Origin of the sequence: Enterobacter sp. Cy-643 (assembly GCF_011752815.1) — a bacterium.
GTDB lineage: Bacteria > Pseudomonadota > Gammaproteobacteria > Enterobacterales > Enterobacteriaceae > Cedecea.
In genome coordinates this window covers 1,438,357-1,464,980 of sequence record NZ_VWWV01000001.1, presented here as the reverse complement: position 1 = coordinate 1,464,980, position 26,624 = coordinate 1,438,357, and the positions used below count along the sequence as shown (strand labels likewise).

The 26,624-nt window shown below is 55.1% G+C and carries 30 protein-coding genes; 19 read left to right on the top strand and 11 right to left on the bottom strand.

Annotated features, from left to right (window positions below):
• Positions 1–12: 12 nt before the first annotated feature.
• On the bottom strand, positions 13–1,224 hold the full coding sequence (locus tag F3J29_RS06745; RefSeq protein ID WP_166864134.1) for an MFS transporter: 1,212 nt from the start codon (positions 1,222–1,224) through the stop codon (positions 13–15).
• 199 nt (positions 1,225–1,423) lie between these two features.
• Between F3J29_RS06745 and eamA the strand changes: the two genes are divergently transcribed.
• Positions 1,424–2,326: an O-acetylserine/cysteine exporter gene (gene eamA / locus F3J29_RS06740; RefSeq protein ID WP_166864130.1), complete on the top strand. Its 903-nt coding sequence runs from the start codon at positions 1,424–1,426 to the stop codon at positions 2,324–2,326.
• Between the two features lie 43 nt (positions 2,327–2,369).
• On the opposite strand, the gene marB is transcribed toward eamA, so the two are convergent.
• From marB to marR, 3 genes are read right to left on the bottom strand one after another with little or no spacing between them, the layout of a single operon-like run.
• Positions 2,370–2,582 carry a multiple antibiotic resistance regulatory protein MarB gene (marB, locus tag F3J29_RS06735; RefSeq protein WP_166864127.1) on the bottom strand — a complete coding sequence of 71 codons (213 nt, stop codon included), beginning with the start codon at positions 2,580–2,582 and terminating at the stop codon, positions 2,370–2,372.
• A 38-nt stretch (positions 2,583–2,620) separates the two neighbouring features.
• Positions 2,621–3,013, bottom strand: a complete 393-nt coding sequence (gene marA, locus F3J29_RS06730; RefSeq protein WP_008459033.1) for an MDR efflux pump AcrAB transcriptional activator MarA — start codon at positions 3,011–3,013, stop codon at positions 2,621–2,623.
• 20 nt (positions 3,014–3,033) lie between these two features.
• Entirely contained in the window at positions 3,034–3,468 is a 435-nt protein-coding gene (gene marR, locus F3J29_RS06725) for a multiple antibiotic resistance transcriptional regulator MarR (RefSeq protein ID WP_008459031.1), read from the bottom strand.
• A gap of 187 nt (positions 3,469–3,655) precedes the next feature.
• On the opposite strand from marR, the gene F3J29_RS06720 reads away from it, so the two are divergent.
• A complete protein-coding gene (locus F3J29_RS06720) occupies positions 3,656–4,324 on the top strand; it encodes a MarC family NAAT transporter (RefSeq protein ID WP_166864123.1) in 669 nt (222 codons plus the stop codon).
• Between the two features lie 47 nt (positions 4,325–4,371).
• On the opposite strand, the gene F3J29_RS06715 is transcribed toward F3J29_RS06720, so the two are convergent.
• On the bottom strand, positions 4,372–5,571 hold the full coding sequence (locus F3J29_RS06715) for a sugar transporter (RefSeq protein ID WP_166864120.1): 1,200 nt from the start codon (positions 5,569–5,571) through the stop codon (positions 4,372–4,374).
• 196 nt (positions 5,572–5,767) lie between these two features.
• On the opposite strand from F3J29_RS06715, the gene F3J29_RS06710 reads away from it, so the two are divergent.
• Positions 5,768–6,559, top strand: coding sequence for a PhzF family phenazine biosynthesis protein (locus F3J29_RS06710; RefSeq protein WP_166864117.1), 792 nt, complete (start codon positions 5,768–5,770; stop codon positions 6,557–6,559).
• Positions 6,560–6,698: 139 nt separating this feature from the next.
• Here F3J29_RS06710 and ptrR read toward each other — a convergent pair whose 3' ends face one another.
• Complete coding sequence (ptrR, locus tag F3J29_RS06705; RefSeq protein ID WP_166864115.1) at positions 6,699–7,568, bottom strand: putrescine utilization regulator PtrR; 870 nt, start codon at positions 7,566–7,568, stop codon at positions 6,699–6,701.
• A gap of 101 nt (positions 7,569–7,669) precedes the next feature.
• Between ptrR and sad the strand changes: the two genes are divergently transcribed.
• The 3 genes from sad to glsB all read left to right on the top strand — a co-directional run bounded on the left by sad (position 7,670) and on the right by glsB (position 11,861).
• Entirely contained in the window at positions 7,670–9,061 is a 1,392-nt protein-coding gene (gene sad, locus F3J29_RS06700; RefSeq protein ID WP_166864112.1) for a succinate-semialdehyde dehydrogenase, read from the top strand.
• A gap of 202 nt (positions 9,062–9,263) precedes the next feature.
• Positions 9,264–10,865, top strand: coding sequence for a methyl-accepting chemotaxis protein (locus F3J29_RS06695; protein ID WP_166864109.1), 1,602 nt, complete (start codon positions 9,264–9,266; stop codon positions 10,863–10,865).
• A gap of 69 nt (positions 10,866–10,934) precedes the next feature.
• Positions 10,935–11,861, top strand: a complete 927-nt coding sequence (gene glsB / locus F3J29_RS06690) for a glutaminase B (RefSeq protein WP_166864106.1) — start codon at positions 10,935–10,937, stop codon at positions 11,859–11,861.
• Between the two features lie 9 nt (positions 11,862–11,870).
• On the opposite strand, the gene F3J29_RS22725 is transcribed toward glsB, so the two are convergent.
• Complete coding sequence (locus F3J29_RS22725; RefSeq protein ID WP_286175181.1) at positions 11,871–11,993, bottom strand: hypothetical protein; 123 nt, start codon at positions 11,991–11,993, stop codon at positions 11,871–11,873.
• 316 nt (positions 11,994–12,309) lie between these two features.
• Here F3J29_RS22725 and F3J29_RS06685 point away from each other — a divergent pair, with 316 nt between their 5' ends.
• The 7 genes from F3J29_RS06685 to F3J29_RS06655 all read left to right on the top strand — a co-directional run bounded on the left by F3J29_RS06685 (position 12,310) and on the right by F3J29_RS06655 (position 18,952).
• Positions 12,310–13,791 (top strand): GGDEF domain-containing protein, encoded by a 1,482-nt coding sequence (locus F3J29_RS06685; protein WP_166864104.1) that lies wholly within the window; start codon positions 12,310–12,312, stop codon positions 13,789–13,791.
• Positions 13,792–13,875: 84 nt separating this feature from the next.
• Complete coding sequence (locus tag F3J29_RS06680) at positions 13,876–14,928, top strand: diguanylate cyclase (RefSeq protein ID WP_205246648.1); 1,053 nt, start codon at positions 13,876–13,878, stop codon at positions 14,926–14,928.
• A 57-nt stretch (positions 14,929–14,985) separates the two neighbouring features.
• On the top strand, positions 14,986–15,465 hold the full coding sequence (locus tag F3J29_RS06675) for a GGDEF domain-containing protein (RefSeq protein ID WP_166864101.1): 480 nt from the start codon (positions 14,986–14,988) through the stop codon (positions 15,463–15,465).
• A 247-nt stretch (positions 15,466–15,712) separates the two neighbouring features.
• Positions 15,713–16,108 carry a CesT family type III secretion system chaperone gene (locus tag F3J29_RS06670; RefSeq protein WP_166864099.1) on the top strand — a complete coding sequence of 132 codons (396 nt, stop codon included), beginning with the start codon at positions 15,713–15,715 and terminating at the stop codon, positions 16,106–16,108.
• 12 nt (positions 16,109–16,120) lie between these two features.
• Positions 16,121–17,062, top strand: coding sequence for a hypothetical protein (locus F3J29_RS06665; protein WP_166864096.1), 942 nt, complete (start codon positions 16,121–16,123; stop codon positions 17,060–17,062).
• Positions 17,063–17,399: 337 nt separating this feature from the next.
• Positions 17,400–17,924 (top strand): GNAT family N-acetyltransferase, encoded by a 525-nt coding sequence (locus F3J29_RS06660; protein WP_166864094.1) that lies wholly within the window; start codon positions 17,400–17,402, stop codon positions 17,922–17,924.
• 92 nt (positions 17,925–18,016) lie between these two features.
• Entirely contained in the window at positions 18,017–18,952 is a 936-nt protein-coding gene (locus F3J29_RS06655; protein WP_166864091.1) for a zinc-dependent alcohol dehydrogenase family protein, read from the top strand.
• A 3-nt stretch (positions 18,953–18,955) separates the two neighbouring features.
• Here F3J29_RS06655 and dsbG read toward each other — a convergent pair whose 3' ends face one another.
• Positions 18,956–19,702, bottom strand: coding sequence for a thiol:disulfide interchange protein DsbG (gene dsbG / locus F3J29_RS06650; RefSeq protein ID WP_502706555.1), 747 nt, complete (start codon positions 19,700–19,702; stop codon positions 18,956–18,958).
• A gap of 128 nt (positions 19,703–19,830) precedes the next feature.
• Between dsbG and F3J29_RS06645 the strand changes: the two genes are divergently transcribed.
• Genes F3J29_RS06645 through F3J29_RS06635 form a run of 3 tightly spaced genes read left to right on the top strand, consistent with a single transcriptional unit; the run spans position 19,831 to position 21,419 of the window.
• Positions 19,831–20,313 carry a GNAT family N-acetyltransferase gene (locus F3J29_RS06645; RefSeq protein WP_166864085.1) on the top strand — a complete coding sequence of 161 codons (483 nt, stop codon included), beginning with the start codon at positions 19,831–19,833 and terminating at the stop codon, positions 20,311–20,313.
• Between the two features lie 11 nt (positions 20,314–20,324).
• Positions 20,325–20,966 (top strand): ECs1377 family protein, encoded by a 642-nt coding sequence (locus tag F3J29_RS06640; RefSeq protein WP_166864083.1) that lies wholly within the window; start codon positions 20,325–20,327, stop codon positions 20,964–20,966.
• A 60-nt stretch (positions 20,967–21,026) separates the two neighbouring features.
• Complete coding sequence (locus tag F3J29_RS06635) at positions 21,027–21,419, top strand: VOC family protein (protein WP_166865014.1); 393 nt, start codon at positions 21,027–21,029, stop codon at positions 21,417–21,419.
• Positions 21,420–21,428: 9 nt separating this feature from the next.
• On the opposite strand, the gene F3J29_RS06630 is transcribed toward F3J29_RS06635, so the two are convergent.
• On the bottom strand, positions 21,429–22,838 hold the full coding sequence (locus F3J29_RS06630) for an MFS transporter (RefSeq protein ID WP_166864080.1): 1,410 nt from the start codon (positions 22,836–22,838) through the stop codon (positions 21,429–21,431).
• Positions 22,839–22,978: 140 nt separating this feature from the next.
• On the opposite strand from F3J29_RS06630, the gene F3J29_RS06625 reads away from it, so the two are divergent.
• Positions 22,979–23,920 (top strand): LysR family transcriptional regulator, encoded by a 942-nt coding sequence (locus F3J29_RS06625; RefSeq protein ID WP_166864077.1) that lies wholly within the window; start codon positions 22,979–22,981, stop codon positions 23,918–23,920.
• 170 nt (positions 23,921–24,090) lie between these two features.
• Positions 24,091–24,477 (top strand): VOC family protein, encoded by a 387-nt coding sequence (locus F3J29_RS06620; protein WP_286175179.1) that lies wholly within the window; start codon positions 24,091–24,093, stop codon positions 24,475–24,477.
• Positions 24,478–24,575: 98 nt separating this feature from the next.
• Here the strand turns inward: F3J29_RS06620 and F3J29_RS06615 are convergent, their stop codons facing one another.
• Positions 24,576–24,746 (bottom strand): hypothetical protein, encoded by a 171-nt coding sequence (locus F3J29_RS06615; protein WP_166864072.1) that lies wholly within the window; start codon positions 24,744–24,746, stop codon positions 24,576–24,578.
• A 179-nt stretch (positions 24,747–24,925) separates the two neighbouring features.
• Between F3J29_RS06615 and F3J29_RS06610 the strand changes: the two genes are divergently transcribed.
• On the top strand, positions 24,926–25,375 hold the full coding sequence (locus tag F3J29_RS06610; protein ID WP_166864069.1) for a hypothetical protein: 450 nt from the start codon (positions 24,926–24,928) through the stop codon (positions 25,373–25,375).
• A 38-nt stretch (positions 25,376–25,413) separates the two neighbouring features.
• Here the strand turns inward: F3J29_RS06610 and F3J29_RS06605 are convergent, their stop codons facing one another.
• Positions 25,414–26,424, bottom strand: a complete 1,011-nt coding sequence (locus tag F3J29_RS06605; RefSeq protein ID WP_166864066.1) for a glycosyltransferase family 9 protein — start codon at positions 26,422–26,424, stop codon at positions 25,414–25,416.
• Positions 26,425–26,624 lie beyond the last annotated feature (200 nt).

Below are 26,624 nucleotides of genomic sequence, written 5' to 3'. Positions count from 1 at the left end.
ACCAGCGCCTCGTCAGGCCGTTATGGGCTGGCGAGGCGGCGTATTCATGCCGATCACGATGGCGTAATAAGCCAGTAAAATTGTCCCCATCAGCACCACAAACAGCATGTAAGGCGGCAGCCAGCTCAACAACAGCCCGGTGACCAGCGGGTTACAGGCCCCGCCAAGCCAGCCGAGCTGCTGGGCGGCAAAGTAGCTTGATTTCATCCCCGACGGCGCGATGTTGTCGACAAGCATGTATTCCCCCGGCGCGTAGATAAGCTCCCCAATGGTAAACACCAGTGAAGACAAGCCCCACAGCCACAGATTAGTGCCAGAAATCATAAAGCCGCCGAGGCCGCAGACGAAAAACAGCGTCCCGTAGAACATCATCTTCTTGATGTTATCGGGGCGAATGTTTTTCCCGAGGAAATACTGAAAAGCGACAACCACAATGGCGTTGACCGACAGCACGACGCTGACCACTTTTTCTGCCAGCCCGGTATCGCCGATAACAATGGAATACTGCGACAGGCAGCCGGCGAACGCGCCGTAAACCATCGAGCCTAAAAATGCCGAGGTCGTGAACCACATCAGCTGTTTGTCGCGCAGCATCATGCGCGGCGAGGGCAGAACTTTGTCTTCCACACCCGTGGCGCTGGTGCTTCCCGGCTGGCTTTGTACGTAGCGGATAATCATCAAAATCGGCAGCAGGGCGGTCATGGCGGAGAGCCAGAACGGCAGATTTGTGCTGTACATCACCACAAAGGTGCCGATCGGCGGGCCAACCGTCCAGCCAACGTTGACGAAGGTGTAGTTGAGGGAGAAGATTTTGGGCTTCAGGCTGATGTCCAGCGTCTCGGAAAACCACGCCTTTACCACCACGGAAAACACGGTGTAAGAGCAGTTGATAATCGAGTAAAACAGCACCACAAGCCCGGCGCTATGCACCAGCGGAATAACGGCAAAACCGCCGAGGAAGATGACGATAGCCAGCAGCATCGCCTTTTTCTTATCAAATTTGTCCGCGAGGATGCCAAACCACAGGCTGAATATCACCCCGGCCACCAGCGCGATAGTAATCGCCAGGCCGATATCTTTCAGCGCCATGTGGTATTCGCGCGAAAGATAAATAGTCATAAACGGCAACGTCAGGCCGCGCCCGATAGTCAGCAGCAGCGACGAAATAAGTAACACAGTTGTTGCAAGTTGTTTGCCTGCAAACAAATTTCTTAGGGCGGTCATGTCAGCCTGTTTTAGTCATGGTGAGGTAAGAGAGCGAGAAAGATTTATCACGAAAAATCAGCCTGGTATAGCAACCAGATTCGGCATAAGCACGATACAACACATCTGTACCCCTGACAAAAAGTGGGATCTGTATCTATTTACTTAGGGCGATAAGGTTTATTTTTTTACAAATTGATAATAAATACAGGACGGGACAATGACGCGTAAAGATGGACTGCTGGCGCTGCTGGTGGTGGTGATTTGGGGCGTGAATTTCGTGGTGATCAAGCTGGGGCTGCACAATATGCCGCCGCTGATGCTGGCTGGGCTGCGTTTTTTGCTGGTGGCATTTCCTGCACTGCTGTTTGTGGCCCGGCCAACGCTGCCGTTCCGGCTGCTGGCCGCCTATGCGCTGACTATCAGCTTCGGGCAGTTTGCCTTCCTGTTTACCGCGATTAAATTCGGTATGCCCGCCGGGCTGGCTTCACTGGTGCTGCAGTCTCAGGCGTTTTTCACCATTATTCTGGGAACGTTTTTCTTTGGCGAGCGGCTGCAGGCTAAGCAGTTGGCCGGGATAACCCTGGCGGTCTTCGGCGTACTGGTACTGATTGAGGGCAGTTTCGAAGGCCAACACGTCGCGCTGCTCGGCTTTATGCTGACGCTGGCGGCGGGGATGAGCTGGGCGTTCGGCAATATTTTTAACAAAATGATCATGCAGCACGAGCAGCGCCCGGCGATCATGTCGCTGATTGTCTGGAGTGCGCTGATCCCCGTGCTGCCGTTTTTTGCGGCAAGCTGGCTGCTGGATGGCCCGGCAACAATGTTGCAAAGTCTGGTGAATATTGATCTTACGACCATCCTGTCGCTGATCTACCTGGCGTTTATCTCCACCATTGTGGGCTACGGTATCTGGGGCACGCTGTTAGGGCGCTATGAAACCTGGCGCGTGGCGCCGCTGTCGCTGCTGGTGCCGGTGGTGGGTATGGCAAGCGCGGCGCTGCTGTTGGATGAAAAACTGACGGTAATGCAGCTGCTGGGGGCGGTATTGATTATGGGCGGGCTGTATATCAACGTCTTTGGGCTGCGGATGGGGCGCTCGGTGAAGCGGGCTTCATCCTGATATTCGCGGCACCCGCCCAGCATCGGGCGGGTCAGCCTTTATCTTACGAACGCGAATGACCGTGGTAGTACGGGGAACCCAGTTCTTCAGAACGTTCAGCGGCGGTTTGCTGCGGGCCTTTAGACAACTGCCCGCCAGAGCAGGTTATCATGTTGCCGTAGTTAGCCTGAGTGGCGTTAAAGCTGCCGGATTGCTCCGCAAGAGCGTGAGTTGATGCCAGCGCCAGAATGAGCGCGGCTGCGGAGATGACTTTCATATTTCCTCGGTTACGTCTGTAAAACAGACGGTGATGCACTAATTACACAAACTGCAATACTGGTTGTACGGGTGCAGATACTTGCCTTCGCCGGCAAGACGGGTTACGCGGTACTTGTGCGGCGGCACCGAGAAGTAGTTCTTGAAGGTGCGGGTTAACGTCTGCTGCGATTCAAAACCGTAGCGCTCGGCCAGATAAAGGATCGGCTCGTTGCTCTCTTTAAGCTTCAGCGCGATTTCGGTCAGCTTACGGTTGCGGATGTACTGGCCCATTGAGTGGCCGGTCTCTTTTTTAAACATCCGCTGCAGATGCCACTTGGAGTAGCCTGAACGCTGAGAAACCTTCTCCAGCGAGAGCGGGGTTTCCAGGTTCTCTTCAATCCACCCCAAAATGCTTTGAATTGTGACCGCATCATTGTTGCGTCTGGACATCGTTTCACCTCTTTGCAGGTTTACGGCAATACCTTTTTCAACAGGCGATAAAGCGTATCGACTTCGTCGTCCGTCAGGTTTTTAGTAAGTTCTTTATGGAGGCTAAGCCCCACCAGGTTTCGGCACTCTTCACACAGCGCCACGCCTTCCGGCGTGAGCCTGATCAGAACGCCGCGCTTATCGTTGGGGTTCGGCAAACGCTCGACCCAGCCTTTGCACAGCAGGCGGTCGAGCATTCGGGTTAATGCGCCGAGGTCAACGGAAAGCACTTTTTTCAGCTCGACTGGGGTAATACACACTTCATAGTGAATGGAGCACAGCACCTTGAACTGGGTCGCGGTGATATCCAGCGGGGAGAGCGAATCGTTTAACAGGCGATCTTTATGCTGATTCACCATGTGGATCAATCGCCCGAGGGGGATCATTTCGTTAAACAGATCACAGGTGCTTTTCACTATGTTTGCCCAGGCAAGTAGATTAGTCACGGCAGATACTATTGCCGAGGCAAGTATAAGTCAACGTGATGATTCAGCCGATGCCACGAAAAGCTAAAACGCTTCATCAGCGGTCAGTAAACTGCGGGCTGCTATAGTCTAACCTGCGCTCTAGCTGCTCAATAAAGGACAAAATAAGGATAAAAATATGATGGATTTACTCAGGGCCATCGGCCTTGGCCTTGTGGTGCTGCTGCCGCTGGCGAACCCGCTCACCACCGTGGCGCTGTTCCTTGGGCTCTCCGGAGACATGAATAGCCGGCAGCGCAACCGCACGGCGCTCATGGCTTCGGTGAATGTGTTTGTCATCATGATGGTGGCGTATTACGCCGGGCAGGTGGTGATGAACACCTTCGGGATTTCGATTCCCGGGCTGCGTATTGCCGGAGGACTGATCGTCGCCTTTATCGGCTTCCGGATGCTGTTCCCGCAGCAGAAAGCGCATGAATCCCCGGAGGCGAGAAGCAAGTCGGAAGAGTTAAGCGAAGAGCCGGAAGCCAATATTGCGTTTGTGCCGCTGGCGATGCCGAGCACGGCGGGGCCAGGTACCATAGCGATGATCATCAGCTCCGCTTCAACCGTGCGGGCAGGCTCCGACTTTCCGGGCTGGGTCATTACCGTTGCGCCACCGCTGATCTTCCTGACCGTGGGCGTGATTCTCTGGGCCAGCCTGCGCAGCTCTGGGGCAATTATGCGTATGGTGGGTAAAAGCGGCATCGAGGCAATTTCCCGCCTGATGGGGTTCCTGCTGGTGTGTATGGGCGTGCAGTTTATTATTAACGGCGTGCTGGAAATTATTAAAACTTACCCGGCGTAATCGCCGCCGGGCAGTGGTACAAAGCCCTCACAATGAGGGCTTTTTTGTCAGTGCGTGGCCCGGGGCTGTTCTTCCAGCGTCACCGGCCAGCGGCGGAACACCAGAATGGACCAGACCAGCGCGATCAGCGCCGGAATCGCGCCAATAAAGCCGATATCAGACATGGAAATATGCAGGCTGACCTGGTTGCCGAGCAGGGCGCCCGCACCAATGCCGATATTAAAGATCCCGGAGAACAGTGACATCGCCACGTCGGTGGCGTCCGGCGCCAGGGCCAGGACTTTAACCTGCATTCCCAGGGCCACTATCATTATCGAAATGCCCCAGAACAGGCTGAGCCCGGCAAGGGTGAGTTCGCTTTGCGCAGCGGGCAGCAAGAGCACCAGGCAAGCGGCCATCAGCGCAATCGCGCCGGACACCAGCCCCGAAGCGTATTTATTCCCCCATTTACCAAACAGCACGCTGCCGATGATCCCCGCGCCGCCAAACAGCAGCAAAAGCAGGGTGGCAAAGTTAGCGCTCAGTCCGGCTATCTGCTGAACGAAAGGTTCAATATAACTGTAGGCGGTGTAATGGGCGGTGACCACCACCGCAATCAAGGCGTAGATATTGACCAGCGCCGGGCGGCGGAACAGTTCAGGCACGCTGGATAGCGACCCGGAATGTTCGCTCGGCAGTTTGGGCAGCAGTTTTATCAGGCAGAACAGCGTGATGGCCGCCACGACGCCAATGACGAAGAAAGTGGTGCGCCAGCCGAAATACTGCCCGACGATGCGCCCGATGGGCAAACCCAGCACCATCGCCAGCGCCGTGCCGGTGGCGAGCAGGCTTAACGCCTGCGCTTTTTTGCCCGCCGGCGCCATGCGAATGGCCAGGGAAGCGGTAATCGACCAGAAAATGGCGTGGGCGAAGGCAATCCCAATGCGGCTTATTACCAGCACGGTAAAGTTCCAGGCCAGGAAAGACAGTACGTGGCTGGCAATAAACAGCAGGAAAATGCCAATCAGCAGGCGGCGGCGTTCAACCTGGCTGGTCATCAGCATAAAAGGCAGCGACATCAGAGCGACTACCCAGGCGTAGATAGTCAGCATGATCCCGACCTGCGCGGTTTCCATGCCAAAACTTTGCGCGATGTCAGACAGCAGGCCGACGGGCACAAATTCGGTGGTGTTAAAAATAAAGGCGGCGACGGCGAGAGTGACGACCCGCAGCCACGCCGTTTTGCGCGAAACGGTAGCAATTGTCATAAGAGAGTATGCAGGTAAATAAAGGGCAGGAATGGCGAGATCATAAAACCATCAGATCGGCGACACAACCCATTTTGTGATTTATGTCTCATTTGGAACCTGCGCCTGGATACGGTAGAAAAAAAGCAGCACAGCGTGGGCGAGTATGTCATGGTAGAGATGAAGAAAATAACAATGAAAAACAGGAGTGACGCCAATGCAAGCAATTGACTTTTATATGGTAGACGCCTTTGCAGACGCAACGTTTGGTGGCAATGCGGCAGCGGTATGCCCGCTCAGCGAATGGCTGCCGGACGAAACGCTGCTGAAAATGTCGCAGCAGCATAATCAGTCGGAAACGGCTTTTTTCGTGACCACGGATGAGGGCTTCGAGCTGCGCTGGTTCACAACCCAGGGGGAGATAAACCTTTGCGGTCACGCCACGCTGGCGGCTTCCCACGTTATTTTCGAGCATCTGGATTACCCGGAAACGACGATCCATTTCAGCACGCGTTTTGTTGGCCCACTGACCGTGACGCGTAACGGCGAGTGGCTGACGCTGGATTTCCCGGCCTGGGAAACGCAGCCGATTGCGCCGCTGCCGGAACTGCTGGCGACGCTTGGTATTAGCGAGTGTAAAGAGATGCGCGTCGGGCGTGATTATATGGTGGTGCTGGAAAGCCAGGCGCAGGTTGAGGCGATTCAACCCGATATCAACGCCATGATCCCGCTGGAAAAAATGGTTTGTATTACCGCCGCAGGTGAAGGCGAGTATGACTTTGTTAGCCGCTTCTTTTGCCCGGGGGAATCGGTGCCGGAAGATCCCGTCACCGGTTCAACCCACAGCATGCTGATCCCTTACTGGGCGGATAAGCTGAATAAAACGCATCTGCTGGCGCGGCAGGTTTCTTATCGCGGCGGCGATCTGCGCTGCCAGTACAAGGGCGACCGGGTGTTGATTGGCGGCAAGGCCGTGACCTATCTGGTGGGTAAAGTGCTGCTGCGCTAACTTTCCGGGCAAAATTCACCGGGATTAATAAATGCACTTCATAAAGGCTGGCACGTCGGAGGCGATTATTAAGCAATCCGTCCGTGCCAGCCTTATTGCATTTGCCCGTTCCTGAACAAAAGCGGCCGATCGCTGTGAATTAAGGCACCTGCGGAGGCGTTTCCAGCAGAGAAATAAAAGCGTCAAGCTGGCGGGTTTTGGCGTCTCTGCGCCACAGCAGCCAGGTATCAAGATAGCGCTTATCCTCCGGCAGCGGCCAGGTGCTCACCTGATGGCTGCCCGGCATACTCTCCAGCATACTCCTGGGCATCAGCGCCAGCCCCGCACCGGCAATCACGCAGGCCAGCATCCCGTGATAAGACTCCATCTCATGAATTTTACCCGGCATCGCACGGCTGTCGTGGAACCAACTCTCAAAGTGGCGGCGGTAGGAGCAGTTGGCCCGGAAGGCATAAATACTCGCGCCGTTAACGTCGGCACCGCTATGAATCGGGGCATGATCGGCGGGCGCGACGACGGTCATCTCTTCGCGATACACCGCCAGGCCCTCAAGGGAAGGATGCAGCACCGGGCCGTCAACAAAGGCGGCGGCGAGGCGGCCTTCGAGCACGCCGTCAATCTGGTCGCCGGAAGGCCCGGTGGTGAGGGAAAGATGGATTTTCGGGTAACGCTGGTTAAAGTTTGCCAGCAGGCCGGGAATGCGCACCGCCGCCGTACTTTCTAACGAACCCAGCGCCAGCGGGCCTTGTGGCTCATCCCCTGAAACAACCATACGCGCCTCATCCACCAGCGCCAGGATGCGCTTGCTGTAGGCCAGGAAGCTGTGGCCGGATGGGGAAAGCCTCAGCCGCTGGTTCTCGCGGATGAACAGCGCCACGCCTAAGTCCGCTTCCAGCTGCTTGATGCGGGTCGTGAGATTCGACGGGACGCGGTGTACCTGCTGCGCGGCGGCGCTGATGCTGCCGGTTTCCGCGACGGCGTTAAACATTTCCAGCTGGGTAAGATCCATAGCTTTCTCAAATCGTGAAGGGTTTGCTTAGTATTATTCATTTTTAAACTTTGCGCCTCAAGGCTACTGTTAACATCTCATTCACCTGTCGAGGCACCACCATGCAATCAGTAACCGGGCAAACCCACGCCATTTCACGCAATCCCGCTACCGGTGAGCGCATTGCGGTTTATCCTTTCGAGAACGCCGCCCAGATTGATGCCGCGCTGGCCCGTAACCAGCAGGCGTTTAGCGCATGGCGCGTCACGCCGCTTAACGAGCGTGCGCAGAAGCTGCGTGATTTGGGCGCGGCGGTACGTAAACACGGCGAAGCGATGGCACAAATGATTACCGCCGAAATGGGCAAACCCATTCTGCAGGCGCGTGCCGAAGTGGCTAAGTCAGCCAATCTCTGCGACTGGTACGCAGAGCATGGTCCGGCGATGTTAGGCGCGGAAGCCACTCAGGTTGAAAACAACAACGCGGTTATTGAGTACCGTCCGCTGGGACCCATTCTGGCGGTGATGCCGTGGAACTTCCCGTTATGGCAGGTGCTGCGCGGGGCGGTGCCGATTCTTCTGGCCGGCAACAGCTATATTCTGAAACATGCGCCAAACGTGATGGGCTGCGCCGAACTTATTCGTCAAATGTTTGTTGATGCGGGTTTCGTGCCTTCTCTGTTCGAACTGCTCAATGTAACCCCAGAAGGGGTCAGCCAGGCGATTAACGACCCGCGCGTGGCCGCCGTCACGGTAACCGGCAGCGGGCGAGCTGGCGCAGCGATAGGCGCGCAGGCTGGAGCCGCTTTGAAAAAATGCGTGCTGGAGCTGGGCGGGTCCGATCCGTTTATCGTGCTGAATGATGCCGATCTCGATGAAGCCGTGAAGGCCGCGGTGGCCGGGCGCTTCCAGAACACCGGGCAGGTTTGTGCCGCCGCGAAACGCTTTATCGTTGAAGCGGGGATTGCCGCAGCCTTTACTGACCGCTTTATTGCCGAGCTGAAAAACTACGAGATTGGCTCGCCGGTGGAAGAAACTAACCGTATCGGGCCGATGGCGCGCTACGATCTGCGTGATGAGCTGCATGAGCAAGTGACAGTGTCACTTAAGCAGGGCGCAAAACTGCTGATCGGCGGGGATAAACTGCCCGGTGAGGGCAACTACTATGCGCCGACCGTGCTCGCTGATGTCACGCCAGCGATGACCGCGTTCCGCCAGGAGCTGTTTGGCCCGGTGGCCGCGATTACCGTTGCCCGCGACAGCGAACATGCCCTTGAGCTGGCAAACGACAGCGATTACGGTCTTTCAGCGACGGTTTATACGACGAATGAGCGGCTTGCGCTGGAGATGGCGGCACGTCTTGAATGCGGCGGCGTGTTTATCAACGGCTATAGCGCCAGCGATCCGCGCGTGGCATTTGGCGGGGTTAAAAAGAGCGGGTTTGGCCGCGAACTTTCCCACTTCGGGCTGCATGAGTTCTGTAATATTCAGACCGTGTGGAAGGATCGCCGTTAGTTTAGCGCGCCTGACGTCCGTTACCCGGGCAGGGATAATGCTTCCTTTCTCCGGTAAGAGCAGATGTTATGCTGGTTTTTTCCCGCGCTGTCAGTAATAAGTAAGGCCGCCGTGAGGGTGGCCTTGTTTGTCATGAGAATGAAATAATTCTGTCATTTTCGCTCAGTACACTCGCGTCATCGTTGTGTTACTGAAGAAAATCATGAACATAAGTCAAATTTTTCGCCGTTTAAATCCCTTCAGATTTGTTGCCCGTCGCCCCCGCGAGTTTGGGCTGCTGAGCGGGGTGGTTGGCGTTATCGCACTCTTTTCCGTGCTGCAAATTCTCTCCACCGTCTCCCTGTCCAACATCCTGCATGAAACCCGCCAGAGCGTGCTTGAAAGTAACCAGCTTCATCAGCAGCAGGTGGTTATGGAGAAGGCGAGAACCTCGCTGCTAATGACCAGCGACCTGCTGAACCGGGCGGGCGTTTACTTCATGCAGGACAAAGAGACCGGGTCGGTCGGCAGCTGGAACAGCCTGGTGGATGAGGCCGACGCCGCTCTGAAAGTCTCTCAGCAAAACTTTGCCGCCTGGCAGCAGCTTCACCCGGCGAACAGTGAGAGCCTGGCCAACAGTTATCAGCTGTTCTTTGGCGGATTAAAAGAACAGCTGGAAGGGATGCAAAAGAAGGCCTCCATTGATGCCTTCTTTGAAGTGCCGATTCAGGCTTTTCAGTCCGATTTCAACGAGCAGTACGCGCGCTATCAGACCGAAGGCGAGAAGCAAACGGCTCAGGCCAGTCATGCGCTGCTGGGCAGCCTGAGCCAGGCGCAAACGTTGTTTATTATCGCGCTGGGTATTTTGCTGGTGGTGGCGATTGCCGTCTGGCTGGGCGTGGCTCGCTGGGTGATTCGTCCTCTGCGCAGTCTTATCGAGCATTTGCACATTCTCGCCGCCGGTGATTTATCGCGGCTACCCGCCGAGCGAAAACTGGTTAACCGCGAGGTGAAACAGTTGCACGGCAGCGTGCTGGAAATGCAGCAGGGCATCCAGCAGCTGGTGCAAGAGGTGCGGGAATCCTCGGCCATCTTGTTAAGTAATATTGGCCAGCTTGCGGAAGGAAATCACGAGCTGTCTACCCACTCCTCTCAGCAGGAGCAAGAGCTGGAGAAAGTTACGCTGCATATTACCGAGCTGGAATCCCGCGTGCAGGAAAACAGCCAGTACGCTATTCAGGCGAACCAGCGCGCGGACGAAGCGCGTGAAATGGTGGCCGGCGGCGACCAGATGATGCACACGGTAAATATGTCGATGCAGGATATTGTGGCCCGCTCCTCTGAGATGCGCGGCATTGTAGCGATGATTGATAACGTGGCTTTCCAGACCAATATCCTGGCGCTAAACGCCGCCATTGAAGCGGCTCATGCGGGCAATCAGGGGCGAGGCTTTGCCGTAGTGGCGCGTGAAGTTGGCCTGCTGGCGAAGCAGAGTAGCCAGTCGACCAGAAATATTCAGTCGTTGATCAATAACTCGCTGCAGGGCATTGAGCAAGGCAGTGAAGCCGTCTCAGAGCTGGAGACGCAGTTGAAAAATGTGATTGCCCTGGTGACGCGTTTAAGCGGGCTGCTGAATGAAATTTCCAGCGCCTCCGTTGACCAGGGCGCCAGCGTGCATCACGTCACGACGCGGATCACCACGCTCAACCAGGCAGTGAGTCAGACTGGACAGCTGATTAAGGCCTCGGCTAACACCTCTAAACGCTTGTTGGATGAGTCTCAACGCCTTGAAAAAGCGGTAGCTCGCTTTCAAATGACCGCCTGAGTTCGTTTTATTATCGGCCCGTGGCTCTGGTATACTTTCGCCGCTTAACATATGCCTCAGGAGCGCACGGTGCCGGTTCAATTAAACAATCAGTTACTGGAAGAGATCCTCGACCAGGTTCGTCCTTTGCTGGGCCAAGGGAAGGTCGCGAATTATATTCCGGCCCTGGAAGAGGTTTCGGGCAATAAACTCGGGATTGCTATTTGTACCGTGGACGGAGAGTTCTTCAGCGCCGGGGATGCGGCAGAGCGTTTTTCTATTCAGTCGATCTCTAAAGTGCTGAGCCTGACGCTGGCGATGGGACGCTATGATGAGGCTGAAATCTGGCAGCGCGTTGGCAAAGAGCCGTCCGGCCAGCCGTTTAACTCTCTTTTACAGCTTGAACTTGAGCAGGGCAAACCCCGCAATCCGTTTATTAACGCCGGGGCGCTGGTGGTGTGCGACATGCTGCAAACCCGCCTCAGCGCGCCTAAACAGCGTATGCTGGAGGTCGTTCGTGTGCTCTCCGGCGCCGACGATTTAGTCTATAACACGCGCGTGGCGCGGTCTGAATTTGAGCATTCGGCACGTAATGCCGCGATTGCCTGGCTGATGAAGTCATTTGGTAACTTCGAGAATGATGTTATTACGGTGCTGCAAACCTATTTCCATTACTGCGCGCTGGAAATGAGTTGCCTTGAATTAGCCAAAACGTTTTTATTTCTGGCCAGGCAGGGGCGGGCTCTACACATTGATGAGCCGGTGATCTCCGCTCAGCACGCGCGGCAGATAAATGCGCTGATGATCACCAGCGGCATGTATGACGGTGCCGGGGAATTTGCCTATCGGGTTGGGTTACCCGGGAAATCTGGCGTGGGGGGCGGAATTATCGCCAACGTACCGAATGAGATGTCTATTGCCGTATGGTGCCCGGAGCTGGATGCTTCCGGTAACTCACTGGCCGGGACGGCCGCGCTGGAAATTCTCTCTCAGCGCATCGGGCGCTCTATTTTTTAACCGATGCGGTTATGACAGTAATAATAATCCCGGTATACGCAGCCATAGCACGCCAACAAGGCTAACGGTGGCCAGCACGGCCAGCATTATGGCGGTGATGATGAGTCGTTCCGCCCAGGGTGTTTTACGCATTTCAGCTCCGGGAAATCCTACTTCTATGGACTATAAGGCAGCCATGTTAAACACCGGTTAAACCTGAGGCTGCTAATTATTCCCCGGCAATAAGTCTGAATTTTTAGCCACAAAGCCTGCCGCGGGTAAAAAGCGGCGGAGAAGCTGGCGAAAATTTAACTTATGGCTGATAGTTCATGCGGAACGCTGGCGAGTTGAGTGAATTTTCTTCTTTCTCTCAATGCCCTGGATTGTTAACGGGGCAAACATGCTAAGCTAATGTTTATTTTCGCAATCACCTGATGGCGCTATTTATTTTCAGCGGTGATGAATAGATATGAACCAGGATAGCATGGTTAATCGACCTAAGTTTTCATTCTTTTCCCCCGATAAAATACTGTTAAATGCGATCGGTGTTTTTGCGCTTACCACGCTATTTTACTTCTTTGGCGCTTCGCTGCGGCTGGTTAACGATCTTTCGCTATTCTGGCCGCTGAATGCGGTACTTGCCGCTATTTTTGTTCGTAATCCGTGGCTGAACAATGCGCTCTATTATTCTATTTGCTATGCGGCAATGCTGATTTATGACGCCTTTACGACTCAGTGGGGCTGGCAGTCGACGATTATCAACTTTTCAAACATGGTGTTTATTGTCACCGCCGCCCGTTTATTGCTGCGCTATTCGCGCAATATGGATGAGAGTAACTGGGCGCTAAATGCGTTTAATATTTTTAACTTTTCACTGATTGCCGCCATATTATCTTCATTATTTGGCGCGGTAGGATCGCTGGGGATAAGCGGCGATTACCATGAAAAGTTTATGCCGCTCTATGCTGACTGGGTGAGCGAGCAGTTTTCAACCGGCGTGCTGATGCTGCCCTGTTTGCTGACCGCCAGCTGGCCTTCCTGGCGGAAACTGACCGGTATCGTGCCGTCAGACATGTATCCGTTTTTTTCCGTGGTGATTGCAGTCTGCACGGCGATGATTATCGGCGGGGCGGGCAGCCTGGCGTTTCCGCTCCCTGCGCTTATCTGGTGCGCCATTCGCTACCCCCTCCCGGTTACCGCGCTGCTGACGCTGATTACCGGCGGGGTGGAAATTGTGCTGGTGGCCCACGCGGCAATTAATCTCCATTCCGAACAGCCGCTGCTGCTGGTCGATCAGATGTTCTCGGCGCGCCTGGGCATTGCCACTATCGCGATTTGCCCCCTAATTGTTTCCATCAGCGTGGATGCCATTAATCAGCTGATTAAGCAGACTTCGCTGCGTGCCGACTATGATTACCTGACGGGCGTTTATTCCCGCTCCGGCCTGTTTGAAGCGCTTAAGCGAAGCGGACGGCACCAACCCAATCCGCAAGAACCGCTGCTGTGCGTGATGCTGCTGGATATTGATTTTTTCAAAAGGATCAATGACAGCTGGGGTCACGAATGCGGGGATACCGTGCTGGCCTCTTTCGCCAGCAGAGTGCTGGATACTGTAGGTGAGCGAGGAATGGTGGCGCGCATCGGCGGGGAAGAGTTTGTGGTGGTGTGCCGGGTTCGGAATAACCTGCAGGGTTTTGAAATTGCCGAGCAGATCCGCCAGACGATTGAAGCCGGTACTTTTCACTATGAACAACAGTCGCTGTTCATCACCGTCAGTATTGGCCTGGCAGAGGCGGCTCTGGGCAATAACACGCTGGAAGCCACCTTTAATCAGCTTATTCCGGAGGCGGATAAGTATTTGTATTTGTCTAAGCGGCAGGGGCGCAATAAGACCAGCGCGAGTCACTGCCACGCCGAAGCGTTTCCGGCGTCGCACATGCGCGATTCTTAATAGCCATGTTCACTTTGAATCCTTTATTATCGCGCAGTATGCCCGTGCAGTTTGTCGTTGCTGGTTCGTTTGCCTGAGATATTTATGCGTACACCCGATCCTCACAAAATTGCCAGAACGCACGGCTCTCGCTTCGTTAATCGCATGTATATCATGCGTATGCTGGGGACGTTTCTGTGCTTCTTGCCCCTCTTTTCGGTGCTGAATGAGCAGCAGTCCTCTTTCCCTGTGGTGGTACTGCTGGTGGTTAACGCTTTTGTCTGGCCGCACGTGGCGCTGTTAAAAGCGCGCTTTTCTGCCTCTCCCGTTAACAGTGAAAAACAAAACCTGGTCATCGACGCGGCGGCCGGAGGCTTCTGGATTGCCATGATATCGCTCAGCGCGTTACCGTCGGTGGTGATTGTCACTATTCTGGTTTCCGACCGGCTGGCCGCCGGGGGAAAACCGCTGATGAAGCGGGCGATGGTGGCGATGGGGCTGGCGTTTGCGCTGACCTGGATAAGCCACGGGATGCCGTTTAGCCCGGCGGTTTCTGCCCGGACAATGTATGCCACGCTGCCGCTGATTGCGGTTTACACCATCGCCCTGAGCATGCTGACGGCTTCAATAGCGCTGAAGCTGCGGGCAAAGAGCCGCGAACTGGAAAGCATAGCCATGATGGATCCCCTGCTGGGGATTGCCAACCGCCGCCTGCTGGAGCGAAAAATCAGCAATGAGCTGGCGCGGCTGCGCATTGCCTGCGGCAGTTCGGCGCTGATGTTTATCGACATAGATAATTTCAAAGAGGTGAACGATCGTTTCGGGCATAAAGTGGGGGATGCTATTTTGATGGCGGTGTCCGACGTGCTGCGGATAGTCACTCGCTCCAGCGACACGCCGGCACGCCTCGGTGGGGACGAGTTCGTGGTCCTGATGCCGAATACTTCCCTTGAGGAAGCAGAAGCTATTGCCCGGCGGATCCTGCTGGAGTCCATTAATGTTCGTGTCCTGCCTGAAAAGAATGCTTTCTGCACCCTGAGTATCGGCATTGCCTGCGCGACAAAACAGATGCCGGATGCCACCGAATGGTTAAAAGCGGCGGATGATGCGCTTTATAACGCCAAACGCGCCGGAAAAAACCGCATTTACGCCGCCTGAGTAATGTTCATCTAAACTGTAAGCAGATCCTATGATGAGTCTGCGCCGGAGGATGAGATGCTCGATCCCACAATGACCGACGAGTTGACGGGCCTGCTGAACCGTCAAGGCCTTATGTTTCTGTGGCAATACGCCACGAGTAGCGCTAACCGCCGGGCTGAACCGCTTTCTCTGGTGTTGCTCCACCTTAACGGGGTTCGACAGCTTCACGACAGTTTGGGTCATGAGCAGGCCGATCGTGCGCTGCTCGCTTTCTCAGAATTAATGCGTTCTTCTTTCCGTGAAACGGATCTGATCGCCAGACAGGGCGGCGCTGAGTTTGTTTTGCTTTTTAACGGAACGAATGAAGAAGGGGCATTTATCGCCATGCAGCACCTGCTGGGTAAAGTGGCCGATTTTAATCAGCGAGCGGATAATCGCTGGACGCTCTCTTTCAGCTGGGGAAGCGTGGAGTACGACCCGCAGCGGCATCTCAGCCTTGAGGATGTGATAGCCGCAGCGGAACGGGCTAAATCATCGAGGGAAGAAAAGCTATAGATAAGCTGCACTAGCTCTGAGCCAGCTTCAGATGCCGGGTTTGTTCAAAATCGGAGTCATCATACTGCCGTTCAGCAATATCCAGAGAGTCTGCTGACCGAATGCGTTTTCCAGGCGCGAGGGCAAAAACGTCAATGGATGTATCGACACATAGTCCGGGAACCAAGGCGGAAATCCAGACACTCACGGGGGATACTCAGAACCGATTGTTCTGGAAATAACTATCCCTTATCCCCAGGAGCTTGTTATGCCCCACCATTTCAGCGACGCAATTGCCCCGTTGTTTCGCTACTTAGCTGTTGCCCCGGAATCGAATAGCGGCGAGGAGGCTTTCGAATTAACAATGAAAGCTGGAAATGCTATTCAGTTGCATCACTATCCGGCTGGTGCCATTACATTCAGCAGCGTGCTGCCTTTGACAATCAATGATGAACAAAAGGCGCCGCTGTTATGGGCGTTAATGCAGACAAATTTAATGAACGAGCTTTCGCCCCCGGTTGTGGTGGCCGCTAGTGCAACCAGCGAAGAAATCGTGATCTGGACAAGAATTGATCAAGCTCAGGCCGCGCCGGAAACGCTAATCGCGTTGTACGAGCGCTTTGCTCACTATACCGCCACGCTCTCAAAGTGGCTTGTCGCTTAATTGAAGGACTCGATGATGAACAGGAACGGTGTCTCTTCCAGCAGCCAGGCGCATAATGCGAGTATGCTGGCGGTGCATGATTATCTCCCCCCGGACAGCTTACGCCTCTCCGGACAATATCAGAAACAGGTGATTAATGTTTCACCCCGGACTATGGGAAACCTCAATCTTGCCGCTCAAACTCAGGATGAAGTGGTTCGCCGTATGCCCCACGGAGCGGGGAATCAGTGGCTGTCCGTGGTGGGCAGTAAAGGGGAAAGCTACCTGCGAGCCCATCTGGCGCGAGAAGACAAAAAAGCGATGCGTGATGCCCTTCGGACGCAGGTGCCGAACATGGACCGAACCTATGCTTCTGCTCGCACAGCCGCGACTTTACAAGGAGGTAACTGCCAGGAGTTTAGCGACCTCGCCTATACTTTGTTGGCGGGCAGAGGTTCCAGCGCCCCCATCTCCAGCGCGATGTACAGAAACGACCATGTGTTAACCATGATTGGTGACCCGCGTGAAAGCAATAAAGTCGCGATGGTGGATGCCTGGCAGCATATCCCCGTAGCCACTTTGCTCAGCAACACATCGCTAAACCCGAACGATTTGGTTGTCAAAAAGCAGTACAACAGCCGTCAGGGCGATCCGGATGCGCAATATGCACTCAGCAACATTACGCCATTGCCAAGAAATGTGATTGAAGAACGGATGGCCAAACAGGGCTTTTATGGTGTGGGGACCGCATTGGTGCAAGATCTTGCTGAGGGGCTCAAAGAGCAGAAGCAGCTGCTGTACGATGTGAGAACATTGGCTGCCGACCCAAGTCAGCGGTATAACGACGGGCAGGTGGTAAAATCTTTTGACTCCATGCGGAGCGATCAGATGACAAAAAAAATCGAAAGCATGAACCAGTACAGTCAGCTGGCATCACGCCAGCCGGCACTTTTCGCGCCGTCGAAAACGCTTTAATTTTCCCACTTCTGTTCGTGGCGCAGCCGGGTTCACTCCTGGCCCGGCAGTCATTCACGCGGTGACCCGTCTTTTACAGCCTCACCATGATAAATTGTACTAGCATAATTCCTTATGGAAGAGGTGATTAACACCCTGTGAGGATATATTCCCCGGACGCTATTTCCTTCGCTATGGCCGGGGGACATTTGCTCTTTGAGCGGATTGCTCGTCACCCCCCAAACGACTCATCCATACATTTCCTGAATAGTTGGATCCGGGATTACCGGGTAAGCTGGCCTATTCTTATGCCTGGTAATATTCCGACATAACTTTTAACTACTGTGCAGGAGTCGCCGTGCCCGAGTATCGTATTCGCTCCCTGAAGGCCTGTGAATTTGCTGATGCAACCGCATCATTAACGGATGTACTGATTGATTGCGTGGCTGGTGGGGCTTCAGTCAGCTTTTTGCATCCTTTGGCGCCGGAAAAAGCCGCGGCGTTTTGGGGGGAGGTTGGCCAGAGCGTGGCGCGGGGAGAACGCACGCTGATTGTGGCGGAAGATGGGCAGGGGCGGATTGTTGGTACCGTGCAACTGATCGTCAGTCAGCCGGAAAATCAGCCGCACCTTGCCGATGTGGCTAAACTTCTGGTTCATCGCGCGGCGCGGCGCAAAGGCATTGCCCAGCGCCTGATGGCTTATCTGGAAGCCGTTGCCACCACGCAGGGAAAAACGGTGCTGGTACTGGATACTGCCACCGGCAGCGATGCGGAGATCTTCTACCAGGGCATGGGCTGGCAGCGCGTGGGCGATCTCCCGCACTATGCGTTAATGCCGGACGGCAGCCCGTGCTCAACGACGTTCTACTACCGTAATTTATGATGGAATAAGTGACGATGTCACTTATTCGGCGCGTTATATGCTGATTAAGGCGTGATATAGTGCCTGCAATATGGCAGTTGCAGGCATTCAGTATGGAAAACGCAGCCCTCTGGTTCCGGCAGTTTGGTGAACCTGAGCAGATCTTAACCCTCGAACACACGCCAATGGTGCCGTTTATCCCCGGCACGCTCCGCGTCAGAATGCGCTACGCGCCCGTCAATCCCTCAGATCTTATTCCCATTACCGGGGCTTACCGCCATCGGGTCTTTCCGCCTCGCGTTGCCGGGTACGAAGGCGTCGGCATTGTTGAGCAGGCGGATTCTCCGGAGTGGATTGGCAGGCGTGTGCTGCCTCTGCGCGGGGATGGCACCTGGCAGCGATGGGTTGACTGCCCGATTCAGTGGGCCGTCCCCGTGCCGGACAGCGTGCCGGATGAGCTTGCGGCGCGCGGATATATCAATCCTCTGGCCGCCTGGTTGATGCTGAAAAAGTGGCCCGTGGCGGGAAAAAGCGTGCTGGTCACGGCGGCAGGATCAACGTGTGCTGGTTTACTGGCGGAGTGGGCCAAAAGGCAGGGTGCCACGGAAGTTTATGGCGTTTACCGTTCGGCACAACATCTGCCGGCGCTGCTCGAGTCGGGCATTATCCCCCTGAGCGGGGATGACAGGCAGGGGATCGCCGAAGCTGCTGGAAAAGTTGACGTGGTGTATGACGCCGTGGGCGGTGCGTTAGCCACATTGATGCTCGATCATCTCAATCCGAATGCCGCGCTGGTTTCTTACGGTTTGCTGAGTGGGCAGGCGTTTTCTCCGCGCGGGCAGCACATCACCGCCCAGCGATTTCATTTACGAGATACGCTGGCGGTCACGCCGGCTGCAGAGTGGCAGGGCTGGTTTATCTCACTCTGGGAACTGCTGCTACAAACGCAGCAGCCCGGCGTGGCGGTTTACGCGCTGGAGGAGTGGCGGCAGGCGCTGGCGCTGTTCCGTGAACCTGGCCGCCAGCGTAAACCGTTGCTGAAACTGTAGGCGTTATTTATCCCCGAGGATGGTATTCAGCGTTTCAGCATCCGGCATGCCCTGATGCTGCTGCAGGCGGCCTTCGGCGTTCAGGTAATAAATTGACGGCGTGGCGTTGCCGCCGAGGTCGTCCATTAGCGTCAGGTTATCTTTTAAGGCTTCACCGATAACCGGATCTATTTTTTCCGGTTTTTGCAGCGCCAGCTTACCTTTGCTGTTTTCATAGTCGGCGAGCGTTTTGGCCGGATCTTTCGACATCAGAATTGCCGCTGCTTTTTGCCCGCTGTCGGGGCGTAGCATACCGACGAGCAGCACCCGGAGCTGAACCTTACCTGACTTCAGCCAGGGCTGAGCCTGTTCCCAGAACTGGGTGCAGTACGGGCAGTATGGATCGGCAAACACGTAGACAATGCGCGGGGCTTTTTCGCTTCCGGCGGCTATCCAGCGGTGTTTCTCCAGGTTTTGCCACATGGCTTTGGCCATTGGCGCATAGACAAACTTCTCCACTTCCGCGTCGCTGAGGTTTTTCCCTCCGGCATCGACCATGTTGCCCATAATGGCGTGCTGTTTATCCGGCGTCAGGTATACGATGGTGCCTTGTCCCTGATACTGCATGGCATAAGCCTGCAGGTCGCCCGGTGCTTTAAATTCCCCTTTCAGCTCGAAGCCTTGCTTTTCCAGAGCGGCTATCGGCGCAGGCAGTTCAGCGCCAGCGGCAAAGGCCGAAGCGTTAAAAAGCAGGGCCAGCGAAACGGACAGGGCAGATATTTTTTTCATCGAGCGGTCCTTAATTAAATGCTATTTTCTTCAAAGGGTAACATTCCTTTTTGCGTTAAGTCATCAGACTCATTTTCCTTTACGTAACGGAGCATTTCGGAGGTCAGAGAATGACGGTCAGACGAGCCACGCTCAATGAAGCTCAGGCGCTGTGGACAATAAGAAACGAGGCCATTCGCTTTGGCTGTCGGGAAACTTATCCAGAAGATGTGCTGGCCGCATGGACGCCAGATGAGATGCCCGAGGGTTACCGAAATGAAATCGTTAATAATCCTTTTTTTGTGGCGGATAATGAAAACGGCGAGCCGGTCGCCACGGGATTTTTGGATTTGAAAAACGGTTCGGTTGAGGCCATTTTTACCCTGCCGGCCTGGACGGGCCGGGGGCTGGCCAAACAGATCCTTCAGGCCATCAAACAGGAAGCGAGATCGAGGGGAATGAGCAGGCTGACGCTTTCCTCCACGCCAAACGCCCGTGATTTTTACCTGACGCAGGGATTTCGCGTGGTGAAAGAGGGGCTTTATCCTATGTCGCGCAGCGGCACGTTGCTGCGCTGCTATGAGATGGTCTGTGAGCTGGATCCTGACATGTGAAAGGTGCCTGAATGAACGAACGCATCGATTACCAGATTGAAAAGTACAGTTTCACCGAAATAGAAGAGCCGCCCCGCCTGAGTCGTCAGTGGGAGGAAGTCAGGCAGGAGTTCCAGAGAGAGCCTCAGGACGCGGAGCAGCGTCTGCGGCTGGCGTTGCTGAACGTGGATTACGTAACGAGTTTCGAACTGCCTTTTAGGCTGCTGCTTCTGCGAGCGCCTCAGCTGATCGACAAGCTGCGCGGTGAGCTTCAACTGAGCCAGAAAACCGTGGTTATCAACGACAACAAGCGCGGAGAAGTCTACAGCATAAAAGACGATCTCAGTGCCGTGCCGGACGCCTTCCGCTATCGTTTCTCGAATCGTATACGCAGAATCGATCCGGGCGGTACGCCCGCGACGGCCTGGCAGCAGATCGCGCTGCAGGTCAGAAACCCGAGGGATCGGCTGAAAGTCGCCCTGGAGGGAGGGCTTCAGGTCAATGCCCTCGACGGTTTGTTTTGGTTTGGACTGCAGCGCATTGCCGCCGATATCTCAGTGCTGAGGCAGTCCGGGATGCCGATTATCACGACAGAACGCACGGTCTTCGACAGCCTGACGGGAACGACTCGCTCAATTCCTGCCTACCGTTTGTCGCCTGAAATCGCACAGTGAGGAAAATGATGATAAAGCAATACCTTTAAGGTTGAGCGAACATCAGAACAGGAAAAAATGATGCACTTCAGCCATATGCGTATTGCCCGTCCGGTGAGCAGTCTTGAAAGAAGCCGGGAGCTGTACTGCGCGGGACTTGGTCTTCAGCAAATAGCGCAATTTAGCGATCACCAGGGGTTCAGCGGCGTGATGCTGGGTGGGCCATTGCTGGGCTGGCACCTGGAATTTACGGTCTGCCAGCATCATCTCATTACCCCACGACCTACCGAAGATGACTTACTGGTGCTTTATGTGCCCGATCGTGTCGAATGGGAAGCCTTCTGCGCCAGAATGGTGGCAGCCGGTTTTACCCGGCTGGATGCATTCAACCCTTATTGGGACGTGAAGGGGGCTACTTTTATCGATCCCGATGGTTATCGGGTGGTATTGCAAAATAGCGACTGGTCGCTATAGCCGGCAGCATCAACGCCTCATATTTTGCTGCTGTAGCTGCCGGGTACGCAGGCCGCTTAAGCCTACAGCCAGCAACGTCGTTCCGGCGGCCAGCCAAAGATTGAGGGTAATGGCCTGCGACTCAAACGAGACGGCATTTCCGTAAATAGCCAGCACAATACCGACGATGGCCGCCCCCAGACACTGGCCGAAAGTTCGCATAATGGCCAGTATGCCTGAGGCGTAGCCGCTATTTTCTCGTGAGGCGTTAGCCATCATCTCCCTGTTGTTAGGGCTCTGGAAAATACCGAAGCCAATGCCGCACACCAGACTGCGTAAACCGATGTCCCATGCCTGAGCGTGGGCGGGCAACAGGGCTAAAAGTATCAGGCCAACCGCAAACACGCCTAAGCCGGTGGTGGCGATCAGCGCCGGAGAATGTTTGTCGGCCAGTCGCCCGGCCCGGGGCGCTGCGAGCATTATTCCCACGGGCCAGGGCGTAAAGAGCAGGGCCGAAGCAAAGGCGCTGTAGCCATAAACGTTCTGGAATAAAAACGGCAGGGCGACAAATGTGATCCCTTGCCCGATAAACGAAATCAGAGACGTCAGGGCCGCCAGCGAAAATCGCGCGGAGGCGAACAGCGTCAGCGGCAGCAGGGGCTGAGCGGCGCGGCGCTCTCGCCAGATAAATGCCGCGCCCGCTAACAATGCCGTCAGGCTATAAGCCACCGCCTGGGCAATATCTTCGCTTTTAGTAAAGCTGTCGGCGGCCACGATCAGCGCGCCCAGCAGCAGAGCAGACAGAAACGCACCGGCGTAGTCAAAGGGCTTGGAATGGGAGACCTTTTCCCCCGGCAGGACGCGGAGGCTGAGCCAAAGCGCCACAATGCCTAACGGTAAATTAACCGCAAAAAGCCATTCCCAGCCTAAGGTCGAAAGAAGCGTTCCCCCAAGGAGCGGCGCTATGGCCGTACTGGTGGCGATTAAGAAGGCGTTCAGCCCGAGGATCCTGCCCAGCAGGCGGGTGGGGAAAACCGAACGCAGGATTGCCGGGGAAATGCTCAGTACCGCCGCGCCGCCGATGCCCTGCAATATCCGCATCAAAACCAACATCTCGAGCGAGGTGGAAAGCGCACAGCCCGCGGATGCCAGCGTAAACAGGCTCAGCCCAAAGACAAAAATTTGCCTGAATCCCAGCCGGGTCGCCAGCGCGGCAAAAATCGCCAGCGTCATGGCGGCGGCCAGCAGATAGCCATTCGCGACCCAAACCGCGTCGCTGGCGGAAACGCCGAGCGCACGGGCGATATTTGGCAGCGCGATGTTCACCATTGAGCCATCGAACACCGCCATTGTGACCGTTGTCATCACGGCAAGCATCGCCATCAGACGCGGGCGGCCCGGCAGGCCGTCATCCCCCGGCTGGTTTGAAAATAATTCCATCGTTGTTCCTTCCCGCTGCGCGGTCATCAGTCTCAAGTTGTCAGTGCTGCAAATATAGTGATACTTAAAGAGAGGCGGAAGACGCATCATATGCAGATAATAGTTGCACCAGACGCCATATCTTTTTACAGGATGCCTGAATGAATGACCCCGATCTGAATTTACTGCTGGCGCTGGATACCTTTCTGGCGGAAGGCAGCGTGGCCGGCGCCGCCCGACGTCTGGGACTCAGCGCGTCGGCGATGAGCCGTACGCTAAGCCGCCTGCGGGCGGCAACCGGCGATCCGCTGCTGGTCAGAGCGGGCAGAAATATGGTGCTGACGCCCTATGCCGAAGCGATTCGCGAGCGGGCGAGAAACGCGGCGCTGGAGGCTCGCGCTTTGCTGAGCCCGTCCACGGCAGAGCTAACGCTTTCAACCCTGGAATGCACGTTTATCCTCCGGGCCAACGATGGATTTATTGAAGCCTTTGCGCCTGCGCTTATCACCGCTGCGGCAGCTGTAGCGCCGCGGGTGCAGCTGTGCTTCACCTCCAAACCTGAAAAAGGTCCCCGGCATCTGCGTGAAGGCCTGGTCGATCTCGAAATCGGCGTGGTGGGCGAAATGGGGCCAGAAATACGGCTCCAGGCGCTATTCCGCGATCGGTTTGTTGGCGTGGTGCGCGCCGGTCATCCTCTGGCCGCTCTGCCCGAGGTTACCGTCGCGCAGTATCTCTCGTACGGGCACGTGGTGGCCTCCCGGCGGATCCGGTCAACTCGCGGGCCCGTAGACGATGCCCTCGATGAAAGAGGGTTGACGCGCAAAATTGCCGCCATAGTGCCGTCATTTCCTGCGTCGCTAAAGGTCGCGCAGGCGTCCGATCTTATTGCGCTGGTGCCAGCTTCTTTCCTGCTGAATCAGCCGGTTTTGGCGGTTGAGGGAGAGAACGCGAGGCTGGCCATGTTTGAGCTGCCGGTGAAAACGAAATCCATAACCGTCTCTCAAATGTGGCACCCGCGTTCAGAGGCGGACCTCGCGCACCGCTGGCTGCGGCAGCTGGTACTAAACGTCTGCCGACAAAGGGCAGGCGATCTGTCGCCATAGGGGGAACGCCGCGTTTGTCCGCGACATTATTCTCATTAGCGAACGCTGGCGCAGGGTGAGGCTGGCGTTTATGATAAGGGCTACTCTGGCACCGTCCGGCATCAACACAGAAACGCATGGCTGCGGCACCGTCTGCACGATGGGCTCGTTTCTTAAATATAAGGATGATTATGCCTTCAGCAGTTGGATTTGGCCGCATTGCAGCGACGTTGCCTGTCAAAAATATGCCTGCCGCACTGGCGTTTTACGTGGGCGTTTTAGGCTTTACGAAGCGTTTCGAGAACGGCGAACCCGTTGGGTTTGTCATTCTCCGGCAGGGGGAAAGCGAGCTGCATCTTACGCTCCAGCCACAGCATCGGGCCGCACATTTTCCGGTGGCCCATCTTCTGGTCGATGACATCGGGGCGCTGTTTGCTCTCTGTCAGCAGGCAGGCGCCAGGATCGTGAAGGGGCTTCAGGATAAAGATTACGGCCTGCGGACGTTTGTGTTTGCCGACCCGGATGGGAACCGGATAGACGTCGGGCAGAGAGTCGGTAAGCCAGGTTCGGGGGAATAGCCTGAATCAGTCATAAAAAAAGCCGCTGCGGGAGACCGTCAGCGGCTTTTTAATGGGAGCGGATGTGCATCCGGGGCACGACTTGATGAATGAAAACCCTACCATTCATTAACGATCATCACCGTATCTGCTGAAAGTTTAATTTTAGTCACTTTAGGCGGCATCGGCTTGGGGAGAATAGTCATTCTCACGTCGAAAGTCCCGCTGACCGAAGCCATAGACATTTTGAATGGGGTTAAAAGGCACAGCGCCAGGAAAAGTTGTTTCATATTAATACAATTTGTTTACTTTTAATTAAAATCAATGGATTGGTCAAAATTATATCATATATGATGCCGCCGAGGGAACGCCTGCCGCTTTATTAACACTTAAAGCGTGTTTCAGACTGAAAAGTTAAAATTCTATAAATACGATAATTCAATGATATTTAAGGCAAGAGGTGGTTTATATGAGGTTTATGTCGCTACTCGCCAGGCTGTGTCTGGCTTCCTCCCTGATCTGGTCTGGCACCCTGTGGGCCGCCACCGACCAGGCAATGGACGCGAATTTAGATAAGTTATTCAGCTCGCATGAAAACTATCATGCGTTTTTTGATAATTTTAAAACGCAGATTGCCGCGCAGAATAAAGCGGAAGTGGCAAAGCTAATTTCCTATCCGATAAAGATCGCGCTGGCGGGTAAAAAAGTGCAGATCAAAACGCCGCAGCAGTTCATTAAAAACTATGACGCCATTTTTACGCCGGATCTGGTGGCGGCAGTTAACGCGCAGAAATATCAGGATCTTTTTGCGAATTATCAGGGGCTGGCGATCGGCAAAGGGCAGATTTGGTTCTCCGGTATTTGCCAGGATAATCAATGTAAAAAATCAACCGTGCTGGTTATTGGCATCAATAAATAGCGCAGGCTGGCCGCCAGTGTGCGGCCAGTTTCTCAGGGTTATACGGCGGCAAGATAGCGTCGATAATTATCCTCTATCGCTTTTAGCAACTCGCTATCTTCACTTTGGTGCAGCGGGGCGGATCGCTCAGTTCCCATGTCCACACTTTCGCACAGCGGGTAATAGCTGGCCCGCAGGGCCGGTTTGATGGCGTTGAAGTAGCCCGTCGTGGGCACGTCAAACGCGGCGGCAATGTGCAGCGCCGATGAGTCACAGGTATAGAGCTTACTGGCATGGCGAATAATGGCGATAAAGTCGGCGGTTGTTTTCGACCGCGCAGAAAGATCGATGTACTGCGGGTGTTCTATTTTGCCAAAGCCTGCCACGGGCAGACCGTGCTGCCGGGAAATGTACTCTATAAAGTCGACGAGCACGGCATCAGGGATGTTGCGGAGTCGGGTGCTGGCCCGATGATTGAACAGGACGTAACGACCTTGCAGGGGGGAAGTTTGCTCTGGCATTCCGTCGCGTAGCCAGCGGTTAGCTTTTATCTCTTCGGGTACAGTCTCAGGGGCAATCCCCAGGTGGCGTAAGAAGAAATCGTGCATTTCCTGAGTGGCAAAGTCCGCCCGGAACAGCTGGTTCCCCGCGTCAATCAGCGCATCATATCCCTCCAGTGAAGCCAGTTCCTGAGGCATGAAATGCAGCTCGTCAATCACGTTCCCGGCCAGCTGATAAATCTCTTCGACCCAGGCCGGGCATGTGTGTGGCCGCAGGACCGTCAGATGAATATTCGGGTTGATGGTTTTGATGGCGTGCAGCGCCGAGATACCGATCAGTGAATCACCCAGCGTGACGCCCATACCGTTGATAATACAGAGCCGTTGGATCTGACGAAAGTCGAGAGAAAAGGGGCGTAAGGCGTAGTTATAAATGCCGGGCTGCCGTAAAGCCTGCAGATGAAGACTGCGCTTCAATTCAAAAGGCAAAGACTCAAGATCGTAAGAGGCGACGAGCGTTTTCTCATCCTGAAGCAAACTTCCGGTAAACGTTTGAAGCGAAGGGATCATGGGGTTCCTGGGACTCGGCCTGCACGGCGTAAAATATCCCTCTCACCTTAATGAGATTCGACCTGCTGTCAATTTCCTGCCATCGTTTTTTTTCAGCAAACCACCGGCATATAAAGCGCATTACCAGGGAATCAGTCCCATTTCATGTAATGCACCCAGAATCAGCGCGATAGCCATGCAGGCATCGAAAGGATTAGGCA

Bases quoted from the DNA above. Each gene is read 5' to 3' on its own strand.
- eamA (WP_166864130.1), top strand. From the start codon at position 1,424: ATGACGCGTAAAGATGGACTGCTGGCGCTGCTGGTGGTGGTGATTTGG.
- marA (WP_008459033.1), bottom strand. From the start codon at position 3,013: ATGTCCAGACGCAACAATGATGCGGTCACAATTCAAAGCATTTTGGGG.
- F3J29_RS06625 (WP_166864077.1), top strand. From the start codon at position 22,979: ATGAATGACCCCGATCTGAATTTACTGCTGGCGCTGGATACCTTTCTG.
- sad (WP_166864112.1), top strand. From the start codon at position 7,670: ATGCAATCAGTAACCGGGCAAACCCACGCCATTTCACGCAATCCCGCT.
- F3J29_RS06645 (WP_166864085.1), top strand. From the start codon at position 19,831: ATGACGGTCAGACGAGCCACGCTCAATGAAGCTCAGGCGCTGTGGACA.
- F3J29_RS06720 (WP_166864123.1), top strand. From the start codon at position 3,656: ATGATGGATTTACTCAGGGCCATCGGCCTTGGCCTTGTGGTGCTGCTG.
- F3J29_RS06695 (WP_166864109.1), top strand. From the start codon at position 9,264: ATGAACATAAGTCAAATTTTTCGCCGTTTAAATCCCTTCAGATTTGTT.
- ptrR (WP_166864115.1), bottom strand. From the start codon at position 7,568: ATGGATCTTACCCAGCTGGAAATGTTTAACGCCGTCGCGGAAACCGGC.
- F3J29_RS06605 (WP_166864066.1), bottom strand. From the start codon at position 26,424: ATGATCCCTTCGCTTCAAACGTTTACCGGAAGTTTGCTTCAGGATGAG.
- F3J29_RS06710 (WP_166864117.1), top strand. From the start codon at position 5,768: ATGCAAGCAATTGACTTTTATATGGTAGACGCCTTTGCAGACGCAACG.
- F3J29_RS06610 (WP_166864069.1), top strand. From the start codon at position 24,926: ATGAGGTTTATGTCGCTACTCGCCAGGCTGTGTCTGGCTTCCTCCCTG.
- marB (WP_166864127.1), bottom strand. From the start codon at position 2,582: ATGAAAGTCATCTCCGCAGCCGCGCTCATTCTGGCGCTGGCATCAACT.
- F3J29_RS06635 (WP_166865014.1), top strand. From the start codon at position 21,027: ATGCACTTCAGCCATATGCGTATTGCCCGTCCGGTGAGCAGTCTTGAA.
- F3J29_RS06715 (WP_166864120.1), bottom strand. From the start codon at position 5,571: ATGACAATTGCTACCGTTTCGCGCAAAACGGCGTGGCTGCGGGTCGTC.
- F3J29_RS06670 (WP_166864099.1), top strand. From the start codon at position 15,713: ATGCCCCACCATTTCAGCGACGCAATTGCCCCGTTGTTTCGCTACTTA.
- F3J29_RS22725 (WP_286175181.1), bottom strand. From the start codon at position 11,993: ATGCGTAAAACACCCTGGGCGGAACGACTCATCATCACCGCCATAATG.
- F3J29_RS06640 (WP_166864083.1), top strand. From the start codon at position 20,325: ATGAACGAACGCATCGATTACCAGATTGAAAAGTACAGTTTCACCGAA.
- F3J29_RS06675 (WP_166864101.1), top strand. From the start codon at position 14,986: ATGCTCGATCCCACAATGACCGACGAGTTGACGGGCCTGCTGAACCGT.
- F3J29_RS06655 (WP_166864091.1), top strand. From the start codon at position 18,017: ATGGAAAACGCAGCCCTCTGGTTCCGGCAGTTTGGTGAACCTGAGCAG.
- F3J29_RS06665 (WP_166864096.1), top strand. From the start codon at position 16,121: ATGATGAACAGGAACGGTGTCTCTTCCAGCAGCCAGGCGCATAATGCG.
- F3J29_RS06680 (WP_205246648.1), top strand. From the start codon at position 13,876: ATGCGTACACCCGATCCTCACAAAATTGCCAGAACGCACGGCTCTCGC.
- F3J29_RS06685 (WP_166864104.1), top strand. From the start codon at position 12,310: ATGAACCAGGATAGCATGGTTAATCGACCTAAGTTTTCATTCTTTTCC.
- F3J29_RS06745 (WP_166864134.1), bottom strand. From the start codon at position 1,224: ATGACCGCCCTAAGAAATTTGTTTGCAGGCAAACAACTTGCAACAACT.
- F3J29_RS06620 (WP_286175179.1), top strand. From the start codon at position 24,091: ATGCCTTCAGCAGTTGGATTTGGCCGCATTGCAGCGACGTTGCCTGTC.
- F3J29_RS06630 (WP_166864080.1), bottom strand. From the start codon at position 22,838: ATGGAATTATTTTCAAACCAGCCGGGGGATGACGGCCTGCCGGGCCGC.
- F3J29_RS06615 (WP_166864072.1), bottom strand. From the start codon at position 24,746: ATGAAACAACTTTTCCTGGCGCTGTGCCTTTTAACCCCATTCAAAATG.